Origin of the sequence: Rhodococcus sp. IEGM 1372, assembly GCF_030056835.1 — a bacterium.
Taxonomy (GTDB): domain Bacteria; phylum Actinomycetota; class Actinomycetes; order Mycobacteriales; family Mycobacteriaceae; genus Rhodococcoides.
Genome location: NZ_JASHKS010000038.1, coordinates 1 through 22,191 on the forward strand (window position 1 = coordinate 1; position 22,191 = coordinate 22,191).

The window sequence follows — 22,191 nt, forward strand, 5'->3', positions numbered from 1 at the left end:
ACGGAAACTAACCGACGCCAAGGTCGGATCCACCGTTAATCTGACACTCCCCCTCGGAGCGGTCCGGGTCCATGGTTCCGCGGTCGTTCGTGCCACCCGCGCGCGGTCGGTTGAGTGAGGTGCCGCATATCGCGGGGTTGGTGCTCGGTGTGTTCGCGGTGTTGTTGTTTCTGTGGAGTCTGTCGCCCACTCTTCGTTTTCTGGTTCATGTTCCTCGCGAGTACGTGGACAACTACTACTTCGATGCTCCCGATACGAGTTTGTCGTGGGCACTGGTCGTCGGGTTGTTGGCGGCAGCCTTGGCGAGTCGTAAGCGCATTGCGTGGTGGTTGCTGACGGTCTATCTGGTGTTGTTGGCGATCACCAATGTCGTCGAGGGCATCCAGGACGGGAACGTCAACTCGTGGGTTGCGCTGGCTGTCCATGTCGTCGTGACGGGGGTGTTGATCGCTGCGCGCAAGGAGTTCTACACGCGGGTGCGTCGCGGCGCGGTGTGGAAGGCGCTCGGGGTTCTCGTCCTCGGAGCGGCCGTCGGGACGCTCATCGGCTGGGCGTTGGTTGCGTTGTTCCCCGGGTCGTTGCCGGAGAGTCAGACGTTCCTGTGGGCGTTCAATCGTGTGACGGCGTTGGCGACTGTGGACAACGAGCAGTTCGACGGCAGGCCGAACGGGATCGTGAACACGGCGTTGGGTCTGTTCGGAGCGTTGGCGTTACTGGGCGCGATCGTCACGTTGTTCAGGTCTCAGCGGTCGAGCAATGCGCTCACCGGTCGCGACGAGTCCGCCCTGCGAGGTCTGCTCGACAAGTGGGGCGCCGACGATTCCCTCGGCTACTTCGCCACCCGCCGCGACAAGGGCGTCATCTTCGCCACCAGCGGCAAGGCTGCAGTGACGTATCGCGTCGAGGTCGGGGTGTGTCTGGCCAGTGGTGACCCGATCGGCAATCCCGAGGCTTGGCCGCATGCCATCTCGGAATGGCTGGACCTGGCCGAGAAGTACGGCTGGACCCCAGCTGTCATGGGGGCCAGCGAGATCGGGGCCACCGCATACAAGCGGGCCGGCCTGAGCGTCCTCGAACTCGGCGACGAAGCAATCCTCAAAACCAAAGATTTCAACCTCAATGGACGCGAGATGCGCCCCGTGCGTCAGGCGGTCAACCGGGCTCGCAAAGCGGGTGTCGTGGTCACCGTGCGTCGTCATCGGGATATTTCGTCGGAGGAGATGTCGGAGATCATTGCCTGCGCGGATGCGTGGCGCGATACCGAGACCGAGCGCGGCTTTTCGATGGCGTTGGGTCGGCTGGGTGACCCGCTCGACGGCGATTGTCTTCTCGTGCAGGCGGTTCAGGGTGAGAAGGTGATCGGCGTTCTCTCGCTGGTGCCGTGGGGTCGTACCGGTGCGTCGCTGGATCTGATGCGGCGGGATCCGGCGTCGCCCAACGGGGTGATCGAGTTGATGGTGACCGAGCTCGCCACCAGCGCAGATCATTTCGGTGTCGGCAAGATTTCGCTGAACTTCGCCGTGTTCCGCGCGGCGTTCGAGGAGGGCAGCCGGATCGGTGCCGGACCGGTGCTGCGCATCTGGCGCAGCGTGCTGGTGTTCTTCTCCCGGTGGTGGCAGCTCGAGGCGCTGTATCGCTCGAACGTGAAGTACCTTCCGGAATGGGAGCCGCGCTATCTGTGCTTCGCCGACAATCGAGTGTTGCCAAGGTCGGCGTCGCGTCGGCCATCGCCGAAGGCTTTCTGACTCTCCCGACCTTCCGACGCGCCTCGAAGCACACCGGTTCCCACGTTGCGGTCCCCGCCGCTCTGGCCGACGCCGACGACATTCATCCCGACGGCAGTGGCCCGGACAGCGTTCCGGACGAGCCGACGCCGGGCCGCAAGCGTCCCGACCAGGTGCGCGTGCGCATGTCGAAGCTCGATCGCCTCGAACGCGAGGGCACCGAGGGCTATCCCGTCGCCTATCCCCCGACCCACACCGTCGAGGCTGCTGTGGCGTCGCCGCAGGGCACGACGGTGCGAATCGCCGGACGCATTCTGCGTATCCGTGACTACGGCAGCGTGTCCTTCGCCGTCATTCGGGACTGGTCGGCAGACATTCAGGTGCTGTTCGACCGCGAACGCGTCGGCGACAGAATCGAGGAATTCGATGCCGACTTCGACCTGGGTGACCTCATCGAGGTCAGCGGTGCCATCGGGTACAGCAGGCGTGGCGAGCTCTCGCTGCTCGCGACCGACTGGCGAATGAACGCAAAGTGCCTGCATCCGCTGCCGGACAAGTATCGCGGTCTCACCGACCCGGAAGCGCGGGTGCGGCAACGGTATGTGGACCTGGCGATCAATCGGGATGCTCGTGCTCTGCTGATCGCGCGCTCGAATGTGGTGAAATCCCTGCGTGATTCGCTCGGAGAGCGCGGGTACATGGAAGTCGAGACCCCGATTCTGCAGCAGGTGCACGGTGGCGCGAACGCCGCGCCGTTCGTCACCCACATCAATGCCTACAACCTCGATCTCTACCTGCGCATCGCCCCTGAGCTGTATCTCAAGCGCCTGTGCGTCGGAGGCATGGAGAAGGTGTTCGAGATAGGGCGGGTGTTCCGCAACGAAGGAGCGGACTTCAAACACAATCCCGAGTTCACGATCCTCGAAGCGTACGAGGCCCACAGCGACTACGAACGCGCAATGGTGCTGTGCCGCGAGCTGATTCAGCGGGCTGCCGTCGCGGCGCACGGACGCGAGATCATCCTGCGCCCGGACGGTCCGAACGGGGAGATGATCGAGATCGACATCTCCGGTGAGTGGCCCGTCAAGACGCTACACGGTGCCGTCGCCGAGAAGTTGGGCGTACCCGTCGAACCGTCGACTCCCCTCGACGAACTGCAACGACTGTGCGACGAGAACGACATTCCGTACGAGAAGACCTGGGATGCAGGAGCCGTCGCACAGGGAATGTACGAGCATCTCGTCGAGGACTACACCGAATTCCCCACCTTCTACAAGGACTTCCCGACGTCGATGTCGCCGTTGACGAGGCCGCATCGAAGCATCCCGGGAGTTGCGGAGAAGTGGGATCTCGTGGCGTGGGGTGTCGAGTTGGGGACCGCGTACAGCGAATTGACCGACCCGGTCGATCAACGGCAGCGCCTCACCGAACAGTCGCTGCTGGCGGCCGGCGGCGACGAGGAGGCCATGAGCTTGGACGAGGACTTCCTGCAGGCGCTCGAGCACGGAATGCCGCCGACCGGTGGTCTCGGCATGGGCGTCGACCGGGTCGTCATGCTCATCACCGGTGGCAGCATTCGCGAGACGCTCGCATTTCCGCTGGCCAAGCCGCGTCAATGACCTTCCTGCGCGACCGGTCCGCGAGGGCAGGTGTGCAAAACCGGCAAGATGATGGAAACTGGAGCGTGAAACAGACGACAGGTCGGCAAAGCATCGTGGGGAACCAGACATGGACAGCGGGGATCGAGTCGAACGCAGTGCGTTGTTTCCCGTGAAACATCCTCCCGGTCAGTACGTCGAGGTGGACGGACAACGTCTACATCTGTTCGTCCGCGGTACGGGCCCCACGGTCGTCCTCTGCGGGGGCCTCGGCAGCAATTGGTTCGACTGGAACGACACCGTCGACATCCTGAGCGCACACCATCACATGGTCGTTCTCGACCGCCCCGGGTTCGGACTCAGCGATCCACTTCCGGCCGGAGCCACCCCCACCGTCCGCGGGGAGGCAGACAGGATCGTCGGCGTCCTCGACGCACTCGGAGTCACCGAACCGGCCGTCGTCGCGGGTCATTCGATTGCCGGCTTCTACGCAGAAGCCGTCGCCCGGCTGTACCCGTCGCGCATCCGCGGGATTCTTTTGCTCGATTCCAGCGCAGAATCCGACCCCCGCCGCTTCATCCCGGCGGCCGTGCGCATCCAGACCGCACACCTGATCGCAACCGTGCTCAGCAAGACCGGCGTCCAGAAGCTGTTCGGACCGCGCGTGCGCCGCGTCCTCAATCAGGCGACGCCGCCCGACGGCACACCTCAGGAGACATTCGACTGGGTCGACGACATCTATCGCCGACCCACCTACCTCGCCGCCGCGCTGACCGAAGACGTCGTCTACCCGGATCTCGCCGTCGAACTGAACCACATTCGCAAACAGTTCCGACTCGTCGTGCCCGTCATCGTGGCGGCCGCACACACCGGACGACCCTCCCCGTGGGGCAAGAGATGGATCAGAACTCAACGCAAGCTCGCCGCGTATCTGCGTGCCGACTTCACCGTCGTGATACCCGCCCACCACCACGCCATGATCGACAAGCCCGCCGAGGTCGCGGCCCTCATCACCGAACTGGTGTGAACCCCTCGCGGCGACGCACGTAACGTGTGTCACCGAGCCCGCAGCCCAAGACCCGAGCCGAAGCTCGGCGATGGCGCGGTAGCACGAGAGGAAATTGAAGATGGGTGCGATCAGCACGACGCAGGGACGACAGTCGAAACTACTCGGACTCGGCGTTCACCGCCCCGAGCGAGTCGTGACCAACGACGAGATCTGCGAATTCATCGACTCGAGCGACGAGTGGATCCAGACGCGTTCGGGAATCAAGAACCGGCGCTTCGCCGATCCCAAGGAAAACGTCGTCGAGATGTCCATCGCGGCAGGCCGCAAGGCTCTCGAGGCCAGCGGAATCACGGCCGACCAAGTCGATACCGTCATCGTCGCCACCTCGACGCATCTCGAACTGACACCCCAAGCAGCGGCGAAAGTAGCGCACGGACTCGGCACCAAGGGACCGGCCGCATTCGACATCTGCGCCGGCTGCGCAGGCTTCTGCTACTCCCTCGCCGTCGCATCGGACCTGGTCAAGGCCGGAACCTCCAAGTACGTGCTCGTCATCGGTGCAGAACAGCTCAGCGTCACCACCGACCCCTACGACCGCACCACCCGCTTCATCTTCGCCGACGGCGCCGGTGCCGTGGTGGTCGGACAGAGCGACGAAACCGAGATCGGGCCCGCCGTCTGGGGCTCCGACGGCTCGCAATCCGACGCCATCGTCCAGACAACCGACTGGTACGACTACATCACCGAAGAGGGCCTCGAGCGCCCCTGGATCCGGATGAACGGAATCTCCGTCTTCCGCTGGGCCGCATTCGAAATGGGCAAGGCCGCGCAGCGAGTCCTCGACGTCGCCGGCATCAAAACCGACGAACTGCACGCCTTCATCCCCCACCAGGCCAACAGCCGCATCACCGAACTGCTGGCCAAAAGCCTGAACCTCGCCGACGGCACCCCGGTCGCCAACGACATCGCCGAAACCGGCAACACCTCGGCAGCCTCGATCCCCCTGGCCATGGAAGAACTCCTGCGCACCGGCAAAGCAAAAGCAGGAGATACAGCACTGCTACTCGCCTTCGGTGCCGGACTGTCCTACGCCGGACAGGTAGTCAAACTCCCCAACCTGTAGTCGCACATCCACACCCGAGTGCACCAATTCCCGAGTGCACCCGCAGCCCCCAGTGCACTCGATGTGACATTCAGTGGCCTTTTCGGCAGTCAATGTCACATCGAGTGGACTTCGGGGGGCGGTGTGGGCGGAAGCATGACCGCAGCGGGGGTTGAGTCGTAGTGTTGTCGTATGCCCAAGCCTCCGTTGCCCGATGCCGCTGTTGAATTGCTGAAGAAGGCCAATCCCGCAGTCATGGCGGTGGTTCGTGCCGATGGAACGCCGATTACCGCACCCACTTGGTATTTGTGGGAGGACGGGAAGGTCGTGCTCAATTTCGATGCGTCTCGGAAGCGTCTCGAGCACATCAGGGCGAATCCGAAGGTCTCGATCTCGGTGTTGGACGAGGCCAGTTGGTACACCCATGTGACGGTGCACGGTTCGATCGAGTTGCAGGACGATCCCGATCTGGTGGATATCGATCGCATTTCGACGCATTACACCGGCAATCCGTATCCGGTTCGGGATCAGCCGCGGGTGACCGGATACGTCACCGTCGACGCTTATGTGGGCTGGGGCAAACTCGGCACGTAGCGTCGCGAGAGAACGGTTGCGACGGCTGTCGCGAGGTGTCACACTCCCGCCATGGGCTATCCGCAGGGTGAGAACAGCGATCCGTTCGACGCATCCAAGAGGGACGAGCCGTACGGGGGTTCGGAGCAATATCCTCCGTATCGGGATCCGAACGCCCAGCCCCAGAACCCCACATACCAAAACCCCACGTACCAAAACCCGCAGTACCAAAACCCCTCCTACCAGAACCCCCAGTACTCGCAGTACGGGAATGCGCCGTATGCCGGCGGGTATCAGGTGCCCGCGCCCACGAACACGTTGGCGATCGTGTCGCTCGTTTTGGCCATTCTGGGTTTGACGTTTCTGCCGCTGATCGCCTCGGTGTGCGCTGTGGTGTGTGGTCACATTTCGCGTGGTCAGATCAAGCGCACCGGTGAAGGCGGGTCTGGCTTCGCGACGGCGGGGCTGGTCGTCGGCTATGTGTCGATTGCGGTGTTCGTCATCATCGTGGCTGCGATCGTCATTTTCGCGATCGCGGCCTCGAATTCATCGACCTACTGATACCGGCTGCGCCAGTCGGCCGTTCAGGCATCCAGCCCACACGCCTGCGATCAGTGCCAACGCAATGACGAACAGCGCCAACGCGTTCCAGCCCAGGGACTGGAACACGACGCCGCCGATCCATCCGACCACGGACGATCCGCCGTAGTAGAAGAGGTTGTACAGCGAGGTCGCCTGCGCGCGACCGTGCACGGCGCGCTGTCCGGTCCATCCCGACGCAATGGCGTGGGCCGCAAAGAATCCCATGGTCAGGATCACCAGGCCGGTCAGAATGACGACGAGGTTCGACGCCATCGTCAGGGCCACTCCGGCGATCATCGTTGCGGTCGATCCGGCGAGCACCACCGATCTGCCGTGCTTCGTCGCGAGATTGCCCGCTACCCGCGAGGACACGGTACCGCTGAGGTACGCCACGAAGATCAGGCTGATCAGGGACTGTGGTAGCCCGAAAGGCACGGCTTCCAAACGGAATCCGAGGAAGTTGTAGATCGCGACGAAGCCGCCCATCAGCAGGAATCCCTGGCCGTAGAGTGCCGCCATTCCCGGTTCGCGCAGGTTGATCCACAACCGACCGGGTAGGTCACGAATCTGGCTGTGCACCAGCGTCGTCCGCGGTTTCGGGGCCAGCCACACGAACAGGGCGGCGGCCAGTGCCGCGATCACCGACACCGTCAACGTACCGATACGCCAGTTGGTGTATTCCGCAACGGGTCCCGCGACTATGCGGCCGAGCAGCCCACCCAGCGTCGTACCCGAAACGTAGGTCGCCGCCGCCAGCGCGGTGTGGTTTCGGTGCACCTCTTCGCTGAGATACGCGATCGCGATGGCCGGGAGACCGCCCAGTGCAGCACCTTCGAAGAATCGAACGACCAGCAGCACTTCGAGCGAGGGCGAGAGCGGAACCAGCAGTCCCAACGTCGTGGCAGTGAGGATCGACGCAGTCATGGCCCGGACTCGACCGATGCGGTCGGCCGCCACCGACCAGGGAATGACCGACACCGCGACGCCCACGGTCGCAAGTCCGACGGCGAGCGAGGACAGCGACGGCGTGATGTCGAGATTGGCGGCGATGAGCGGCAGGATCCCCTGCACCGAATACAGCTGAGCGAACGTCGCGACTCCGGCGAACAGCAGCGCCAGCACGAGCCGGCGGTATTCGCGCGATCCCCTGGGGTGTCCCTCCCATTCGAGGACCTCGGGTTGCGTCGTAGTCATGAAGATCACGTTAGAAGTGCTCACGTTATTCGTCCAATGCATGAGAGGCAGCAAACCGATTCATCAGCGATATGATTCGACGATGCGTCGCGAAGCGATCGAACTGCTGCCGCTACTGCCGACACTCGTCGCGGTGGCCGATACCGAGCACATCACCGACGCCGCCCACGTCCTGGGCGTCCCGCAACCCACTGTCAGCCGTCAGGTGGCTCGCGCCTCGGCGATCCTCGGCGTCGACATCGTGGAACGACGCGGCCGCGGCATCGTGCTCACCAGCACCGGCCGAGTGTTGATTCCCTATCTTCAGCGCGCGCTGAGCGACATCGACGCCGGTATCGACGCCATGACCGAGCACGACGCCCGCGCTCGCGGCCGGATCGCAGTGGCGTTTCAGAACACCCTGGGCGAGGACGTCGTACCGGCGCTGATCCGGCAGTTCCGCGTCGACCACCCGGCCGTCACGTTCGATCTGGACCAGGGTGCCCGCGCACGCTGCCTCGACCGTCTCGAAGACGGCGTCTCGGACCTGGCATTCATCTCCCTCAGCACCGAGCACACCGAGAACAATTCGTTCCAGCTCTACGACGAGAGGCTGATGCTGGTGGTTCCGGCCGATCATCGCCTCGCCTCACGCAGATCGGTCGATCTCGCCGACACCGCCGACGAGAACTACATCGCGATGGGCCACGGTTTCGGCATGCGGTCGATCTGCGACGAGCTGTGGGCGGACGCCGGTTTCAGCCCGCGCATCGCATTCGAGGGGCAGGACACCCACACGGTGCGCGGCCTCGTCGGGGCCGGTCTCGGCATCGCCATACTGCCGCGAATCCGCTCGCACAGCGGTGAAGGAGGCACCGTCGACATCGGGCTAACCCAACCCGCGGCCCGTAGACGGATCGGCATGGTGTGGGATCCGCAGGCCGATTCGCCGCGTCAGGTGGCGGCATTTCGATCGATGGTGCTGCGCAGTGGCCGAACACTCGTGATTAGGTGAGTCGATGCAACTGGTTCTGGTGCGGCACGCCCTCCCGCAACGGTCGGAGACCTCGGCCGATCCCGCTCTCGCCGAGCTCGGCGTCGAACAATCTCTGCGGGTTCCGGGTGCCGTGGCCAGGTTCCCGGTCTCCCGAGTCGTGTCGAGTTCGCAACTCCGCGCTGTTCAGACGGCGCAGCCTCTTGCCGATCGGCTCGGTCTGACCGTCGAGTCCGACGAGCGTGTGGCCGAATACGATCGCGACTTCGGCGGCTACGTTCCGATCGAGTCCGCCAAAACCGAGTTCCGTGAGGCATTCGATCGCATCAAGGCCGGGCACCTTCCCGAGCAGGTCGACGAGCAGGCGTTTCGGCAGCGAGTTCTGGCCGGCGTCGCCGACATCGTCTCGGCCAGCGCACACACCGACACCGTCGCGCTCTTCGCCCACGGCGGCGTGATCAACATCCTGCTGCAGGACATTCTGCAGACCCCGAAGGTGCTCGGCTTCCCGATCGACTACTGCTCGGTGACACGTGTGCTGTTCTCCCGCAGTGGCGCGAGGTCGGTCTCCTCGGTGAACGAGACCGAGCACGTGTGGGACCTGTTGCCCCGGAACCGACAATCCACAGAGAGCTCTTAAACTCCCAGGTAGAGGGCGTGAAAAGCCGCGTCGACGACCAGCGAGTGGTCGGCGAGGCCGAACCTGGCAGTTAGCCTCGAACTCATCATGGGTGAATTGCGTATCTTTCGACGTCCTGCCGTTGCTCTCACTGCGCTGGCGTTTCCTCTGGTGGCGGTAGGTGCTTTCGCACTCGGCACCGGCTACGACCTCGGTGGCGAATCCACGGCGAGCACCACCACCGCCGTCGCCGACACGGAGCAGGCACCGGCACCGGACCAGCAAACGGCCGATCCCCTGGCCGCCGCCCGGACCAGCCTCAACAGCGCATCTCTGCCCATCACGTTTCTCTCCAGCGGTATCGGCCAGCTGACCGAGGGCGGAACGCAGCTCAACGACGGCGTCGGGCAGCTCGCCGACGGCATCACCCAGGCTCACGACGGAACGATTCAGCTCGCCGACGGGTTCGGGCAGTATCGCGACGGCATCGGTCAGCTCGGTGACGGCGCGTCTCAGATCAGCGGTGGCGTCGACCAGGTCGTCGACCAACTCGCCGGATTCGGGGCTCTGCAGGCCGATTTCACCGCGAAACTCGCCGCCACCGCGGACCAGGTCGATCGCTTCCCGCACCCGGGATCCGACGCCATCTCCGGCGAGATCCGGGGCGTCATCGACACCCTGAACACGCAGGCCTTCGGCCCCGACACCCTCGCCCAGCTGCAGACCCTCAAAGGTGGTGCTCAGCAGCTGTCCTCCGAGCTCAACGACCCGAACAGTCAGTTCCTCGGGGCCACCGCTCAGCTCGGCGACGCCACGGTGCAGTTGCGGGACGGACTCGGCCAGCTCGACGACGGTGGCCAGCAGCTCAAGGCAGGTACCGATCAGCTCGTGACGTCGGTCGAACCGGTCGAGGGCATCGTCAACGGCATCGCAACCAACGTGCGCGACGCCTCCGCGGCACTCCCGCCGGGAACCGCTGCCACCGCTGACGACGCGGCTACGGAGCAGAATCTCGTGGCCACGACGACGTCCGGCGGTGCCGGTGCCACCCCGTACCTGATCGCCGCGCTGGTGGCTCTCGGAGCACTGGGCTGCGTCAGTCTCGTTCGAGTACTCGGCAGGGACAGCAACCCGCGATTGCTCTCGGTGGTCGCAGCCGTGGCTGCCGTCGGCATCAGCGCGGCCGTCGCCTTCGCTTTCGCCACCGATGCAGCCCTCGGACCGGTGCTGGGTGCAGGCGCGTTCCTGATTTTCTCGGCCGCGGCCTACCTCGCCGCAGCGGGAGCGATTCAACGGGTGCTCGGTGCCGTGGTCGGCCAGATCGTCAACGTCGTCGCCCTGGTGGTGCAGGTCGTCGTCTGCGGCTTCGCATACGCGTCGACTGCGCCCATCTGGGGCGACCTCGCCGCGTTCATGCCGATGAGTTACACCGCGGCCGGTGCCCGCATCATCGCGTCGGGCGAGATGAGCGGGACCGGCTGGCTCGCGATCGGTGCTACGGCGGCCCTGCTGGCCGTCTCGGCACTGGTGTACGCGAGCGCGCGGCGAGACTCAGCCGACGGGTCGGAGCGGATGAATGGCGGGCGGAGCCGCGAGATGGGCACCGAACTCGCTTAACGCCTGCTGCAGATGCGGGGTCTGCATGTGACCGTCGAGGTCCTCCTGCGACTTCCACACCTCGATGGTGATGAACGTGCCCGGCTCGATCGCCGACTCGAACAGTTCGTAGGAGACGTTCCCGTCTTCCTTCCGCGATTCGGCGACGAGGGCCGCGAGGCCGTCGCGCACGGCGTCGATGGCATCCGGCTTGGCGATGATCGTGGCGACGACCTTCAGATCGTTGGTCATGAGGTGATGTTTCCTTCGTTCGGCGAGAGAGCTCTTCGTCACCGAACGTACTCCCGACCCACCTAAGCTGAGGTGTCCATTCGGGAAGGGAAGTCACAGTGAGCCAGACGGCAACCGACCAGCGCGCCACCGGGAAGGATTGGCTCGGCCTCGCGGTGCTGGTGGTGCCGATTCTCGTCGTGTCGATGGACATGTCGGTGCTGTATCTGGCCCTGCCGTTCATGACAGCCGATCTCGAACCCACCGGCAACCAGACGCTGTGGATTCTCGACATCTACGGATTTCTGCTCGCCGGGCTGCTCATCACCATGGGCTCTCTGGGCGATCGGATCGGCCGACGCACCCTGCTGATGATCGGCGCCGTCGTCTTCGGCATCGCCTCGTTGGCCGCGACGTTCTCCACCTCCCCCGAAATGCTTCTCGCCGCGCGAGCTCTGCTGGGAATCGGCGGTGCCACCATTGCTCCGAGCACATTGTCGTTGATACGCAACATGTTTCACGATCCCACTCAACGCAAGGAAGCCATCGGCCTGTGGACCGCCGGTTTCGCGGGCGGTGCCGCGGTGGGGCCTGTCATCGGGGGTGTTCTGCTCGAGCACTTCTGGTGGGGTTCGGTGTTCCTGATCAACATCCCGATCATGGTGGTGCTCTTCGTTGCTGCCCCACTCCTGGTCCCCGAGTTCAAGGACACCGACCCCGGCAAATTCGACCCGATCAGCGTGATCCTCGCGATCTCCTCGATGCTCTCGATCGTCTTCACCATCAAGCACGGCGCGCAGGAAGGGATCGACGCAGCAACGGTCACCACAGCCCTCGCCGGACTCACGCTCGGTACGATGTTCGTCATCCGGCAACGCAAGGCCGCCAATCCACTGATCGACGTCACGTTGTTCGCCGAACGCGCCTTCAGCGCGGCGGTCGTGGTGCAATTCCTGGTCATTTTCGCCATGACCGGATTCAGTCTCTTCGCCTCGCAGTACCTGCAGCTGGTCGTCGGGCTGGGGCCGCTGGAAGCAGGCCTGTGGCTACTCGTTCCGGCTGTCGCCGCCGCGGCCGGTGCCGTGCTCGCACCGACGCTGAGCAAGGTGATCAGGACCGGCACCATCATTGCTGGCGGCCTGTTGTTCATCGCCATCGGTTGCACGGCAATGGCATTCGTCAGCGCCGACTCGGGACTTCCGCTGCTGCTCACCGGCATGGCCGTGCTGACCTTCGGAATCGGCGCGGCCTCGACGCTCAACTCCGACATCGTGCTCACCGCAGCGGCTCCCGAAAAGGCCGGTGCCGCATCGGCATTGTCCGAAACCGGAGCCGAGCTGGGCGGTGCCGTCGGCATCGCGATCCTCGGCACGATCGGCAGCACCGTCTACCGACACCGCATGGACGACGCCATCCCCGCCGGGACGCCTGCCGAGATCGCCGATCCCGCCCGGGAAACCATCGGCGGGGCCGTCGCCGTGGCGGACTACCTGCCGGAGCCCTTCGCCTCGCAACTGACTGCTGTCGCGAACTCGTCCTTCATCGACGGTTTCAACCTTGCGTCGGGCGCGAGCGCCGCCCTGATGGTCGTCAGTGCCGTCACCGTCTTCGTGCTGCTACGCCGTCAGACCGCGTCGGTGAGGTAGCGCGCCAACCACCGCGTCGCGGACTGGCCGTTCTCGACGTCGTAGCTCTGGTACTCCTGGTGGATTCCGGAGCGGTAGAACGCCTCGATCTCACGCTGGCGCTGAGCGTTCGCCTGACCGGACAGCTGGCCCTGCAGCACCGGCAGTCCACCGGCTGCTGCGAGATCGGCGATCAGGGACTGCGCTTCCTGCGAGTACTGATCGGCGACGTTCGGCGCAGGATTGGACGAGACGGCCAAGAAGCCGGCCAGCCGCGCGACGTAATCGTCCTTGGGCGTCGAGCAGTACAGATCGCCGACGGCACAGAAGGTGCGCACCACGGGGCTGACGTAGCCGAATCCGCCGACACGGGGGCCGCCGACACCGGTTCCGACCACGGCCGGCCCCACCAGAGCATCGGTATCGGAGCGCTTCGGGTCGGAGATCAAGCCCACCGCCACCACCTTGTCCGCGGGCACCACGCCCACTCCGGTGCCGATGGCCGCAGCGAGATCACCTGCCGCGTCGGCTCCCTGGCTGTAGCCGATGATGCCGAGTTTCGTTGCGCCACAACGATCAGCCATGACCTTCAGCATTCCACCCGCGTTGGCGACGGCCTCGGCACGGGACTGCCCGTACACCTCGCCCTCCCAGGGGAACGCGGTGGCGGGATACGAGACGTAGTCGGTACGGATGCCGCTACCGAGACGATCGGTGACGTCGGTGAGCATCCCCGGCTTCGGCGCGGCACCCGAACTGGTCTCCCACGTGCCCGGGATGGCCACGACGTACATCGTCGGGCAATCGGCAGGGTCTGCGGCGGCGGGTGTCGCCGCTCCGACAACCAGACCGGACGCAACAGCTGCAGCGACGCCGATACCGGCGCAGATCTTCTTGACACTCATGGGGAGGGGGCCTCACTGGTCATCGAACGCTTCGTTGTTCGATCTCGACAATGCCAGGGGCCTGTGACCATCAGATGCCTACATGGTTAACGGACGTAACCGTCCGTCACACGGTTCGGCCGCCCACCCCCGGGATCAATGTGAGTTTCAGTCGGTCCGACTGCAACAAAGCCACATCGATCCCGACGGGGGCGCGGGGGCGGCGGAAAATCTACCGCGACCTACCGCTGCGGTGCCTGGGTGGGCACGATCGGCGACGGCAGTGCGGTCGCACCCTGCAGGAACGTGTCGACGGCGGCCGCGCAGGAGCGGCCCTCGGCGATGGCCCACACGATGAGCGACTGGCCACGACCCATGTCGCCGGCGACGAACACGCCGGGGACGTTGGTGACCCACTCGTTGGTGCGCTCGACGTTGCCGCGCTGGTTGAAGTCGACGCCCAGGTCGGTCAGCAGACCGCCCTTGTCGGGTCCGACGAATCCCATGGCGAGCAGCACCAGGTCGGCTTCGAGGGTGAATTCGCTGCCCTCGACCTTCTCGAACTTGCCGGCCTTGAACTCGACCTCGCAGGCTTCGAGTGCGGTGACCTTGCCGTCTTCGCCGACGAAACGCTCGGTGTTGACGGAGAAGACGCGTTCGCCACCCTCCTCGTGTGCCGAGGCAACCCGGTACATCAGCGGATACGTCGGCCACGGGGTGGACGTCGCACGCTCCTCGGGCGGCCGGGCCATGATCTCGAACTGGTGCACGCTCTCGGCACCCTGACGGTGCGAGGTCCCGAGGCAGTCGGCACCGGTGTCTCCGCCGCCGATGATGACGACCTTCTTGCCCTCGGCACTGACGGGCGGCGCGGCGAAATCACCCTGCTGGACGCGGTTGGCGTGCGGCAGGAACTCCATGGCCTGGTAGATGCCGTCGAGCTCGCGGCCCTCGATGGGCAGGTCGCGCCACGCGGTGGCGCCGCCGGACAGGACCACGGCGTCGAACTGCTCGCGCAGTTCGTCGGCCGAGATGTCCACACCCACATCGACACCGGTGCGGAAGACGGTGCCCTCGGCCTCCATCTGCGCGAGCCGACGATCGATGTGGCGCTTCTCCATCTTGAACTCGGGGATGCCGTACCGCAGCAGTCCGCCGATGCGATCGGCACGCTCGAACACCGTGACGGTGTGGCCGGCACGGGTGAGCTGCTGCGCTGCAGCGAGTCCCGCGGGGCCGGAGCCGACGACGGCGACGGTCTTACCGGTCAGATGCGTCGGGTAGACCGGCGTGACCCAGCCCTCCTCGAAGGCCTTGTCGATGATCTCGACCTCGACCTGCTTGATGGTGACCGGATCCTGGTTGATGCCCAGGACGCAGGACGCCTCGCACGGGGCGGGGCACAACCGTCCGGTGAATTCCGGGAAGTTGTTGGTGGCGTGCAACCGATCGATGCTGTCGCGCCAGCGGTCCTTGAACACCAGGTCGTTCCACTCGGGAATCAGGTTCCCCAGTGGGCAGCCGTTGTGGCAGAACGGAATACCGCAGTCCATACAACGACTCGCCTGGGTGCGCAGAGTGTCCTTCGAGAAGTCTTCGTAGACCTCTTTCCAGTCCATCAGACGCAGGTCGACGGGCCGCCGCTTCGGTACTTCGCGAACCGTGTTCTTCAGAAATCCCTGTGGGTCACCCACGAGCTGCCTCCATGATCGCTTCGTCCACGTCCGCGCCGTTCTTCTCGGCTTCGGAGATGGCCAGCAGTACCTTCTTGTAGTCGCGAGGCATGACCTTCACGAAATGGTTCACCTGCTGTGACCAATCCGCGAGGATCCGCTCGGCCACCTCGGAGCCGGTCTGCTCCTGATGGCGAGTGACGATGTCGCGAAGCCAGGTGAACTCGTCACCCTCGAGCTCCTCGATGTCGACCAGCTCGGTGTTGAGGTTGGCCTCGAACGTCTTGTTCGGATCGAAGACGAACGCGACGCCGCCGGACATACCGGCACCGAAGTTCCGGCCCGTCGTGCCCAGAATGACGACCTTGCCGCCGGTCATGTACTCGCAACCGTGATCGCCGACGCCTTCGACGACGGCAACGGCACCGGAGTTACGAACGGCGAAACGCTCGCCGACGACACCGCGGATGAGAGCCTCACCGCTGGTGGCGCCGAACAGGAACACGTTGCCGCCGATGATGTTGTCCTCGGCGACGAATCCCTTCGGCGCGTTCAACGACGGCCGCAGCACGAGGTGTCCACCGGACAGGCCCTTGCCGACGAAGTCGTTGGCGTCTCCGTTGAGACGCAACGTCATGCCGGACGGGACGAACGCACCGAAGCTGTTGCCCGCCGAGCCGGTGAACGTGATCTCGATGGTGTCGTCCGGCAGTCCGACTCCGCCGTACGCCTTGGTGACCTCGTGCCCGAGCATCGTGCCGACGGTGCGGTTGACGTTGGTGATCTTGGACTCGAACGCGACCTTCTCGCCCTTGTCCAACGCATTGCGGCTGGCCGCGATGAGCTGCTGGTCGAGGGCCTTGTCCAGACCATGATCCTGAACGCCGGTGTTGTAGAGGTTCTGGTTCATGAACGCCGACTCGACCTCTTCGAGGATCGGCGACAGATCCAGCTTCGACGCCTTCCAGTGCTCCTTGGCCGCGGTGGTGTCCAACAGACCCACCTGGCCGACGGCCTCGTCGAGTGTGCGGAATCCGAGTTCGGCCATGAGCTCGCGCACCTCTTCGGCGATGAACATGAAGAAGTTCTCGACGAACTCCGGCTTGCCCGCGAAACGCTTGCGCAGCAACGGATTCTGCGTCGCCACACCGACGGGGCAGGTGTCGAGGTGGCAGACGCGCATCATGATGCAGCCCGAGACGACGAGCGGAGCGGTGGCGAAACCGAACTCCTCGCCGCCGAGCAGAGCCGCGACCATGACGTCACGTCCGGTCTTGAGCTGGCCGTCCACCTGCACGACGATGCGATCGCGAAGACCGTTGAGCAGCAACGTCTGCTGCGTTTCGGCCAACCCGAGCTCCCACGGTCCACCCGCGTGCTTGACCGACGTCAGCGGCGTCGCGCCGGTGCCGCCGTCGTGGCCCGAGATGAGCACCACGTCTGCGTGCGCCTTGGACACACCCGCGGCGACCGTTCCGACGCCGACCTCGGAGACCAGCTTCACGTGGATGCGGGCCTGCGGGTTGGCGTTCTTCAGGTCGTGGATCAGCTGCGCGAGATCCTCGATCGAGTAGATGTCGTGGTGCGGCGGCGGCGAGATCAGGCCGACGCCGGGCGTCGAATGCCGAACCTCGGCGACCCACGGGTACACCTTGTGCGCCGGAAGCTGGCCACCCTCACCGGGCTTGGCTCCCTGCGCCATCTTGATCTGGATGTCGGTGCAGTTGGTCAGGTAGTGCGAGGTGACGCCGAAGCGTCCCGACGCGACCTGCTTGATGGCACTGCGTCGCCAGTCGCCGTTCTCGTCCGGCTCGAACCGCGAGACGTCCTCGCCGCCCTCACCGGAGTTCGAGCGCCCGCCGAGACGGTTCATCGCGATGGCGAGGGTCTCGTGCGCCTCGGCCGAGATGGAGCCGTAGCTCATCGCACCGGTGGAGAAACGCTTGACGATCTCGCTGGCCGGCTCGACCTCGTCGATCGAAATAGCTTGCCGCTCTTCGGTCTTGAAGCGGAACAGACCGCGCAGCGACGCGAGTCGCTCGGACTGGTCGTCGACCATCTTCGTGTATTCCTTGAAGATGTCGTACTGACCGGTGCGGGTGGAGTGCTGCAGCTTGAACACCGTGTCCGGGTTGAAGAGGTGGTACTCCCCTTCCCGACGCCACTGGTATTCGCCACCGGTTTCGAGCTCGCGGTGCGCGCGCTCCTGACGGTTGTCGAGGTACGCGACCGCGTGCCGCGCTGCGACGTCGTCGGCGACCTGGTCGAGATCGATTCCGCCCAGGTGGCTGTTGAGGCCGGTGAAGTACTCGTCGACCAGTTCCTGCGAGAGGCCGATGACCTGGAACAGCTGAGCTCCGGTGTACGACGCGAGGGTCGAGATGCCCATCTTGGACATCACCTTGAGCACACCCTTGCCCGCGGCCTTGATGTAGTTGGACACCGCCTTGTCGAAGGAGATGTCGGTGAGGGAGCCGCGCTCGATCATGTCCTCGATGGACTCGAACGCCATGTACGGGTTGACCGCTGCGGCACCGAAACCGATGAGCAGAGCCATGTGGTGCACCTCGCGGGCATCACCGGCCTCGATGATCAGACCGACCTTGGTGCGGGTCTTCTCCCGAACGAGGTGATGGTGCACCGCGGAGGTGAGCAGCAGCGACGGAATCGGAGCGAGCTTCTCGCTGGACTCACGGTCCGAGAGCACGATGATCCGCGCGCCACCGGAGATGGCAGCGGACACCTGAGCGCGAATGGCCTCCAACGACTTTCGGAGACCCTCGCCGCCCTCGGACACCGGGTAGAGGCCGCGCACGACCACCGAGCGCAGCTCTTCCTGCGTGCCTTCGTCGTTGATGTGGACGAGCTTGGCGAGGTCGTCGTTGTGCAGGATCGGCTGCGGAAGCACGATCTGCTTGCAGCCGTCGGCACCCGGGTTGAGCAGATCGCCCTCGGGTCCGATGGTGCCGCCGAGGCTGGTGACGATCTCCTCGCGGATGGCATCGAGCGGCGGGTTGGTGACCTGCGCGAACAGCTGCGAGAAGTAGTCGAACAGCATCCGCGGGCGAGCCGACAGCACGGCGATCGGGGTATCGGTACCCATGGAACCGATGGCCTCGGCACCGGACTTCGCCATGGGCGAGACCAGCACGTTCAGTTCCTCGGTGGTGTACCCGAAGATCTGCTGACGGATGAGCACGCGGTCGTGCGGCATGTGCACGTGCGGACGCTCGGGCAGATCGTCGATCGAGGTCAAGCCCTCGTCGAGCCACTGCTGGTACGGATGCTCGGCAGCGAGCTCGTCCTTGATCTCGTCGTCGGAGACGATGCGGCCCTGCGCGGTGTCCACCAGGAACATGCGGCCGGGCTGCAGGCGAACCTTGCGGACGACCTTCGACGGATCGATGTCGAGTACGCCGACCTCGGAGGCCATGACGACCAGACCGTCGTCGGTGACCCACAGCCGGCTCGGACGCAGGCCGTTGCGGTCCAGGACCGCGCCGATGACGGTGCCGTCGGTGAAGCACACCGACGCCGGTCCGTCCCAGGGCTCCATCAGCGAGGAGTGGTACTTGTAGAACGCCCGACGTGCGGGGTCCATGGACTCGTGCCGCTCCCACGCCTCGGGAATCATCATGAGCACGGCGTGCGGCAAGCTGCGTCCACCGAGGTGCAGCAGCTCGAGCACCTCGTCGAAACGTGCTGTGTCACTTGCTCCGTGGGTGACCACAGGGAAGATCTTCTCGAGCGCCTCGGAACCGCCGAACACGTCGGACGTGATGAGCGCCTCGCGGGCACGCATCCAGTTCTCGTTGCCGGTGGCGGTGTTGATCTCGCCGTTGTGGGCGACGCGTCGGAACGGATGCGCCAGCGGCCACGACGGGAACGTGTTGGTCGAGAAGCGCGAATGCACAAGTCCCAGTGCACTTTCCACGCGCTCGTCCTGCAGGTCGAGGTAGAAGCCCTTGAGCTGAGGCGTGGTCAGCATTCCCTTGTAGACGAAGGTCTGCGAGGACAGTGACGGGAAGTACACGGTCTCGCGGCCGGGGCCGTCCTTGCCCGCGCCCTCTTCGCCCAGCTCGTGCTCGACCCGCTTGCGGATGACGAACGCACGACGCTCGAGTTCGAGGTCGGTGATCGACGCGTCGGGAGCAGCGAGGAACAACTGCCGGAAGGTCGGCATCGCGTCGCGCGCCAGAGCGCCGAGAGAGGAATCGTCGGTGGGAACCTCACGCCAACCGAGAACCGTCAGGCCCTCGCTGACGACGATGCGCTCGACACCCTCGCAGGCGCGTGCTGCGTCGCTGCGGCCCTGCGGAAGAAATGCGACACCGGTTGCGTACGCGCCGGGCGCGGGAAGCTCGAAATCTACGACGGCGCGGAAGAACGCGTCCGGGACCTGGATCAGAATGCCCGCACCGTCACCGGTGTTCGGTTCGGAGCCGGCAGCACCGCGGTGCTCGAGGTTGACCAGTGCGGTGATCGCCTTCTCGACGATGTCGCGACTGCGTCGACCGTGCATGTCCACCACGAACGCGACACCACAGGAGTCGTGTTCGTTGGCGGGATCGTAGAGGCCTTGCGGGCCCGGAGTGTGCTTCATACCTAGCCTTCGGATAAGTCCAGCCTTGATACTCGTCGGCGACGGTGTGGTGTAACCGGCTGCACGAACGGCCTGCGGTGCGTCCTCGCCGTTGAAGCTGCACCTGTCGATCGTCGACGCTTTCCTCTGCACGAGCAGGTGGGCGCGTGGTAGAAAATGGGTTTTGGCGGATCCGGCCGTGGTGAGGCCGATCCAACTACGAACGATAAGTCAGTACCTGGGTGCCACCGCAAATAAGGTAAGCCTATTACGGGCTTTCACCTGCGAATTTCCGGATGCGCGACGCCCTCGGGACCGGGCCTTGGACACCGGCACCGACATCGGCCGAGAATCACACGCCTGTAAGACGATTCGAGGAAAAAGGACCGGAAAAAACTACTGGCCGCAGCGATCGAATCAGCTGCGGCCAGTGTGGTGGGCGGAGGGGGACTTGAACCCCCACGTCCCGAAGGACACTGGCACCTGAAGCCAGCGCGTCTGCCATTCCGCCACCCGCCCGGGTGACGGCGAGAACACTAACACGCACCATGCCGCGCTCGAAAATCGCCGCGTCGAGGTGCCGTGAGCCGACGGCGGCGGGCAGTCCCCGTCGGCGGCACCGTATATCATGCTTGGAGCGCGACCTCGTGATGACACGCGGCTGTCGCGACCTGCACACCAGCAGGCACCACACGGTGGAAGAACACAGTGAGAGGAGGGGTCACGATGGGCATCGTTCAGCGTTTCGAACGCAAGCTCCAGGGCGCTGTCGGCGACGTCTTCGCCCGCGTGTTCGGCGGAGGCGTCGTACCGGCGGAGGTGGAGGCAGCGCTCCAGCAGGAAGCGTCGGACCTGGTTCGGCCCCTGGACGGCGGGCACCTCCTGGCACCCAACAGCTACGTGATCACCATCAACAGCTCGGACCACGCCGAACTCGCCGGTGACCGAGAACTGACGGTCAAGGCGTTCTCACGTCACCTCGACGATTACATCCGCGATCAAGGCTGGCAGACCTACGGCGACGTGGTGGTTCGCTTCGAGCCGTCGCCCACCCTTCACACCGGACAGTTCCGTGCCAGTGGCTCGGTCGATCCCGATGTGGGACGATCGGCGACTGCTGCACGGAACGAGTTCCCGCAGCAGGGCGCGTCGGCACAAGCAGCACCGAGTCCCGTCCCTTCAGCTACGCAGCGACCGTCTGCCCCACCGATGTCGACACCAGGAGCCGGCCACATGACGCAGAACCCAGGCTACGACCCGCAACGCGACCCCGCGGACGGTCATCGCCCCGATCCGCGCGCGCGCAACGGTTACGCCGGTGGCCAGGATCCGCGCTACCCAGCACGTGAACAGAACGGCTACGACGCCCAGGCCTACGCGCCGGCCGAGCACGACCCGCGCTACGACCAGCAGCCGTACAACGGCGGCTACGACGAGCAGCCGTACCCCGAGCAGGGTCAGGCCTACAGCGCAGCCGGTCAGGATCAGGGCTACGACCCGCACGCCTACGGCGCGCCCGGCGGCCAGGATCAGGGGTACGACGCCCAGGGCTACAACGCGCAGGGTTACGACGCCCACGGCTACAACGCGCAGGGTTACGACGCTCAGGGCTACCAGTACAGCGGTGCCGACAGTGCTGCGTACTCGGAGGCTCCGTACCAGGAGCAGGCGTACAACGACCCGTCCGGTCGGTACGCCGAGCCCCAGGCCGCCGGGTATCAGCAGCCCGGCTACCAGCAGCCCGGCTACGACTACCCGCCTGCCCCGGCCGCCTACGGTCGCGGCTACCCGCAGCAGGGCGCGGGCGATCGCGGTGACGGGTACGGCTACGACCAGCCCGCCTCGTACGAAGCTCGCAGTCAGGCGTTGGCCGCGACGCTGCAGCTCGAAGACGGCAGCGGCCGCTACTTCCAGCTTCGTGACGGTCAGAACATCATCGGCCGTGGTCAGGACGCACAGTTCCGACTCCCCGACACCGGCGTTTCGCGTCGACACATCGAGATCCGGTGGGACGGCCGCGTGGCCATGCTCTCCGATCTCGGTTCCACCAACGGCACCACCGTCAACGGCGCTCCGGTGCAGGACTGGCAACTGGCCGACGGCGACGTCATTCGGGCCGGCCACTCCGAAATTCTGGTCCGGATCGTCTGACGATCTTTCGTGGGCTCGGGTGGCGGTTCGACTCGCACTCTCGCCGACCCGTATGTCGTCCACACGAGCTGCTTG

The 22,191-nt window shown here is 65.1% G+C and carries 14 protein-coding genes, 1 tRNA gene and 1 pseudogene; 10 read left to right on the plus strand and 6 right to left on the minus strand.

What is annotated here, in order from left to right; genetic code table 11:
- The first annotated feature begins 71 nt into the window (after positions 1-71).
- The 5 genes and pseudogenes from lysX to QM590_RS21635 all read left to right on the plus strand — a co-directional run bounded on the left by lysX (position 72) and on the right by QM590_RS21635 (position 6,567).
- A pseudogene (gene lysX, locus QM590_RS21615) lies at positions 72-3,343 on the plus strand (bifunctional lysylphosphatidylglycerol synthetase/lysine--tRNA ligase LysX).
- A 109-nt stretch (positions 3,344-3,452) separates the two neighbouring features.
- Positions 3,453-4,349 (plus strand): alpha/beta fold hydrolase, encoded by an 897-nt coding sequence (locus QM590_RS21620; protein WP_269596370.1) that lies wholly within the window; start codon positions 3,453-3,455, stop codon positions 4,347-4,349.
- 100 nt (positions 4,350-4,449) lie between these two features.
- Positions 4,450-5,454, plus strand: a complete 1,005-nt coding sequence (locus QM590_RS21625; RefSeq protein WP_032378786.1) for a beta-ketoacyl-ACP synthase III — start codon at positions 4,450-4,452, stop codon at positions 5,452-5,454.
- A 171-nt stretch (positions 5,455-5,625) separates the two neighbouring features.
- A complete protein-coding gene (locus QM590_RS21630) occupies positions 5,626-6,027 on the plus strand; it encodes a PPOX class F420-dependent oxidoreductase (protein ID WP_094638429.1) in 402 nt (133 codons plus the stop codon).
- A 51-nt stretch (positions 6,028-6,078) separates the two neighbouring features.
- Complete coding sequence (locus QM590_RS21635) at positions 6,079-6,567, plus strand: DUF4190 domain-containing protein (protein ID WP_269596371.1); 489 nt, start codon at positions 6,079-6,081, stop codon at positions 6,565-6,567.
- Here QM590_RS21635 and QM590_RS21640 read toward each other — a convergent pair.
- Entirely contained in the window at positions 6,553-7,782 is a 1,230-nt protein-coding gene (locus QM590_RS21640) for an MFS transporter (RefSeq protein ID WP_269596372.1), read from the minus strand. The two genes, QM590_RS21635 and QM590_RS21640, sit on opposite strands and share 15 nt — an antisense overlap.
- A gap of 82 nt (positions 7,783-7,864) precedes the next feature.
- Here QM590_RS21640 and QM590_RS21645 point away from each other — a divergent pair, with 82 nt between their 5' ends.
- From QM590_RS21645 to QM590_RS21655, 3 genes are all read left to right on the plus strand, one after another.
- The gene (locus tag QM590_RS21645; RefSeq protein WP_269596373.1) at positions 7,865-8,776 is read left to right on the plus strand and encodes a LysR family transcriptional regulator; all 912 of its coding nucleotides are present in this window, start codon (positions 7,865-7,867) and stop codon (positions 8,774-8,776) included.
- 4 nt (positions 8,777-8,780) lie between these two features.
- Positions 8,781-9,395 carry a histidine phosphatase family protein gene (locus tag QM590_RS21650; protein WP_068045517.1) on the plus strand — a complete coding sequence of 205 codons (615 nt, stop codon included), beginning with the start codon at positions 8,781-8,783 and terminating at the stop codon, positions 9,393-9,395.
- An 87-nt stretch (positions 9,396-9,482) separates the two neighbouring features.
- Positions 9,483-10,991 carry a phage infection protein gene (locus QM590_RS21655; RefSeq protein ID WP_269596374.1) on the plus strand — a complete coding sequence of 503 codons (1,509 nt, stop codon included), beginning with the start codon at positions 9,483-9,485 and terminating at the stop codon, positions 10,989-10,991.
- On the opposite strand, the gene QM590_RS21660 is transcribed toward QM590_RS21655, so the two are convergent.
- Entirely contained in the window at positions 10,926-11,222 is a 297-nt protein-coding gene (locus QM590_RS21660) for a putative quinol monooxygenase (protein WP_068045525.1), read from the minus strand. The genes QM590_RS21655 and QM590_RS21660 overlap by 66 nt on opposite strands.
- A 98-nt stretch (positions 11,223-11,320) precedes the next feature.
- Here QM590_RS21660 and QM590_RS21665 point away from each other — a divergent pair, with 98 nt between their 5' ends.
- Positions 11,321-12,847, plus strand: coding sequence for an MFS transporter (locus QM590_RS21665; protein ID WP_269596375.1), 1,527 nt, complete (start codon positions 11,321-11,323; stop codon positions 12,845-12,847).
- Here the strand turns inward: QM590_RS21665 and QM590_RS21670 are convergent.
- From QM590_RS21670 to QM590_RS21685, 4 genes are all read right to left on the minus strand, one after another.
- Complete coding sequence (locus QM590_RS21670; protein ID WP_269596376.1) at positions 12,826-13,731, minus strand: cutinase family protein; 906 nt, start codon at positions 13,729-13,731, stop codon at positions 12,826-12,828. The two genes, QM590_RS21665 and QM590_RS21670, sit on opposite strands and share 22 nt — an antisense overlap.
- Positions 13,732-13,952: 221 nt before the next feature.
- Complete coding sequence (locus QM590_RS21675) at positions 13,953-15,404, minus strand: glutamate synthase subunit beta (protein ID WP_094616198.1); 1,452 nt, start codon at positions 15,402-15,404, stop codon at positions 13,953-13,955.
- Positions 15,397-19,986 (minus strand): glutamate synthase large subunit, encoded by a 4,590-nt coding sequence (gene gltB, locus QM590_RS21680; protein WP_269596377.1) that lies wholly within the window; start codon positions 19,984-19,986, stop codon positions 15,397-15,399. Before gltB ends, QM590_RS21675 begins: the two co-directional genes overlap by 8 nt.
- A 412-nt stretch (positions 19,987-20,398) precedes the next feature.
- Positions 20,399-20,484, minus strand: a tRNA-Leu gene (locus tag QM590_RS21685).
- Between the two features lie 207 nt (positions 20,485-20,691).
- On the opposite strand from QM590_RS21685, the gene QM590_RS21690 reads away from it, so the two are divergent.
- Positions 20,692-22,116: an FHA domain-containing protein gene (locus QM590_RS21690; RefSeq protein ID WP_269596378.1), complete on the plus strand. Its 1,425-nt coding sequence runs from the start codon at positions 20,692-20,694 to the stop codon at positions 22,114-22,116.
- The last annotated feature ends 75 nt before the right edge of the window (positions 22,117-22,191 follow it).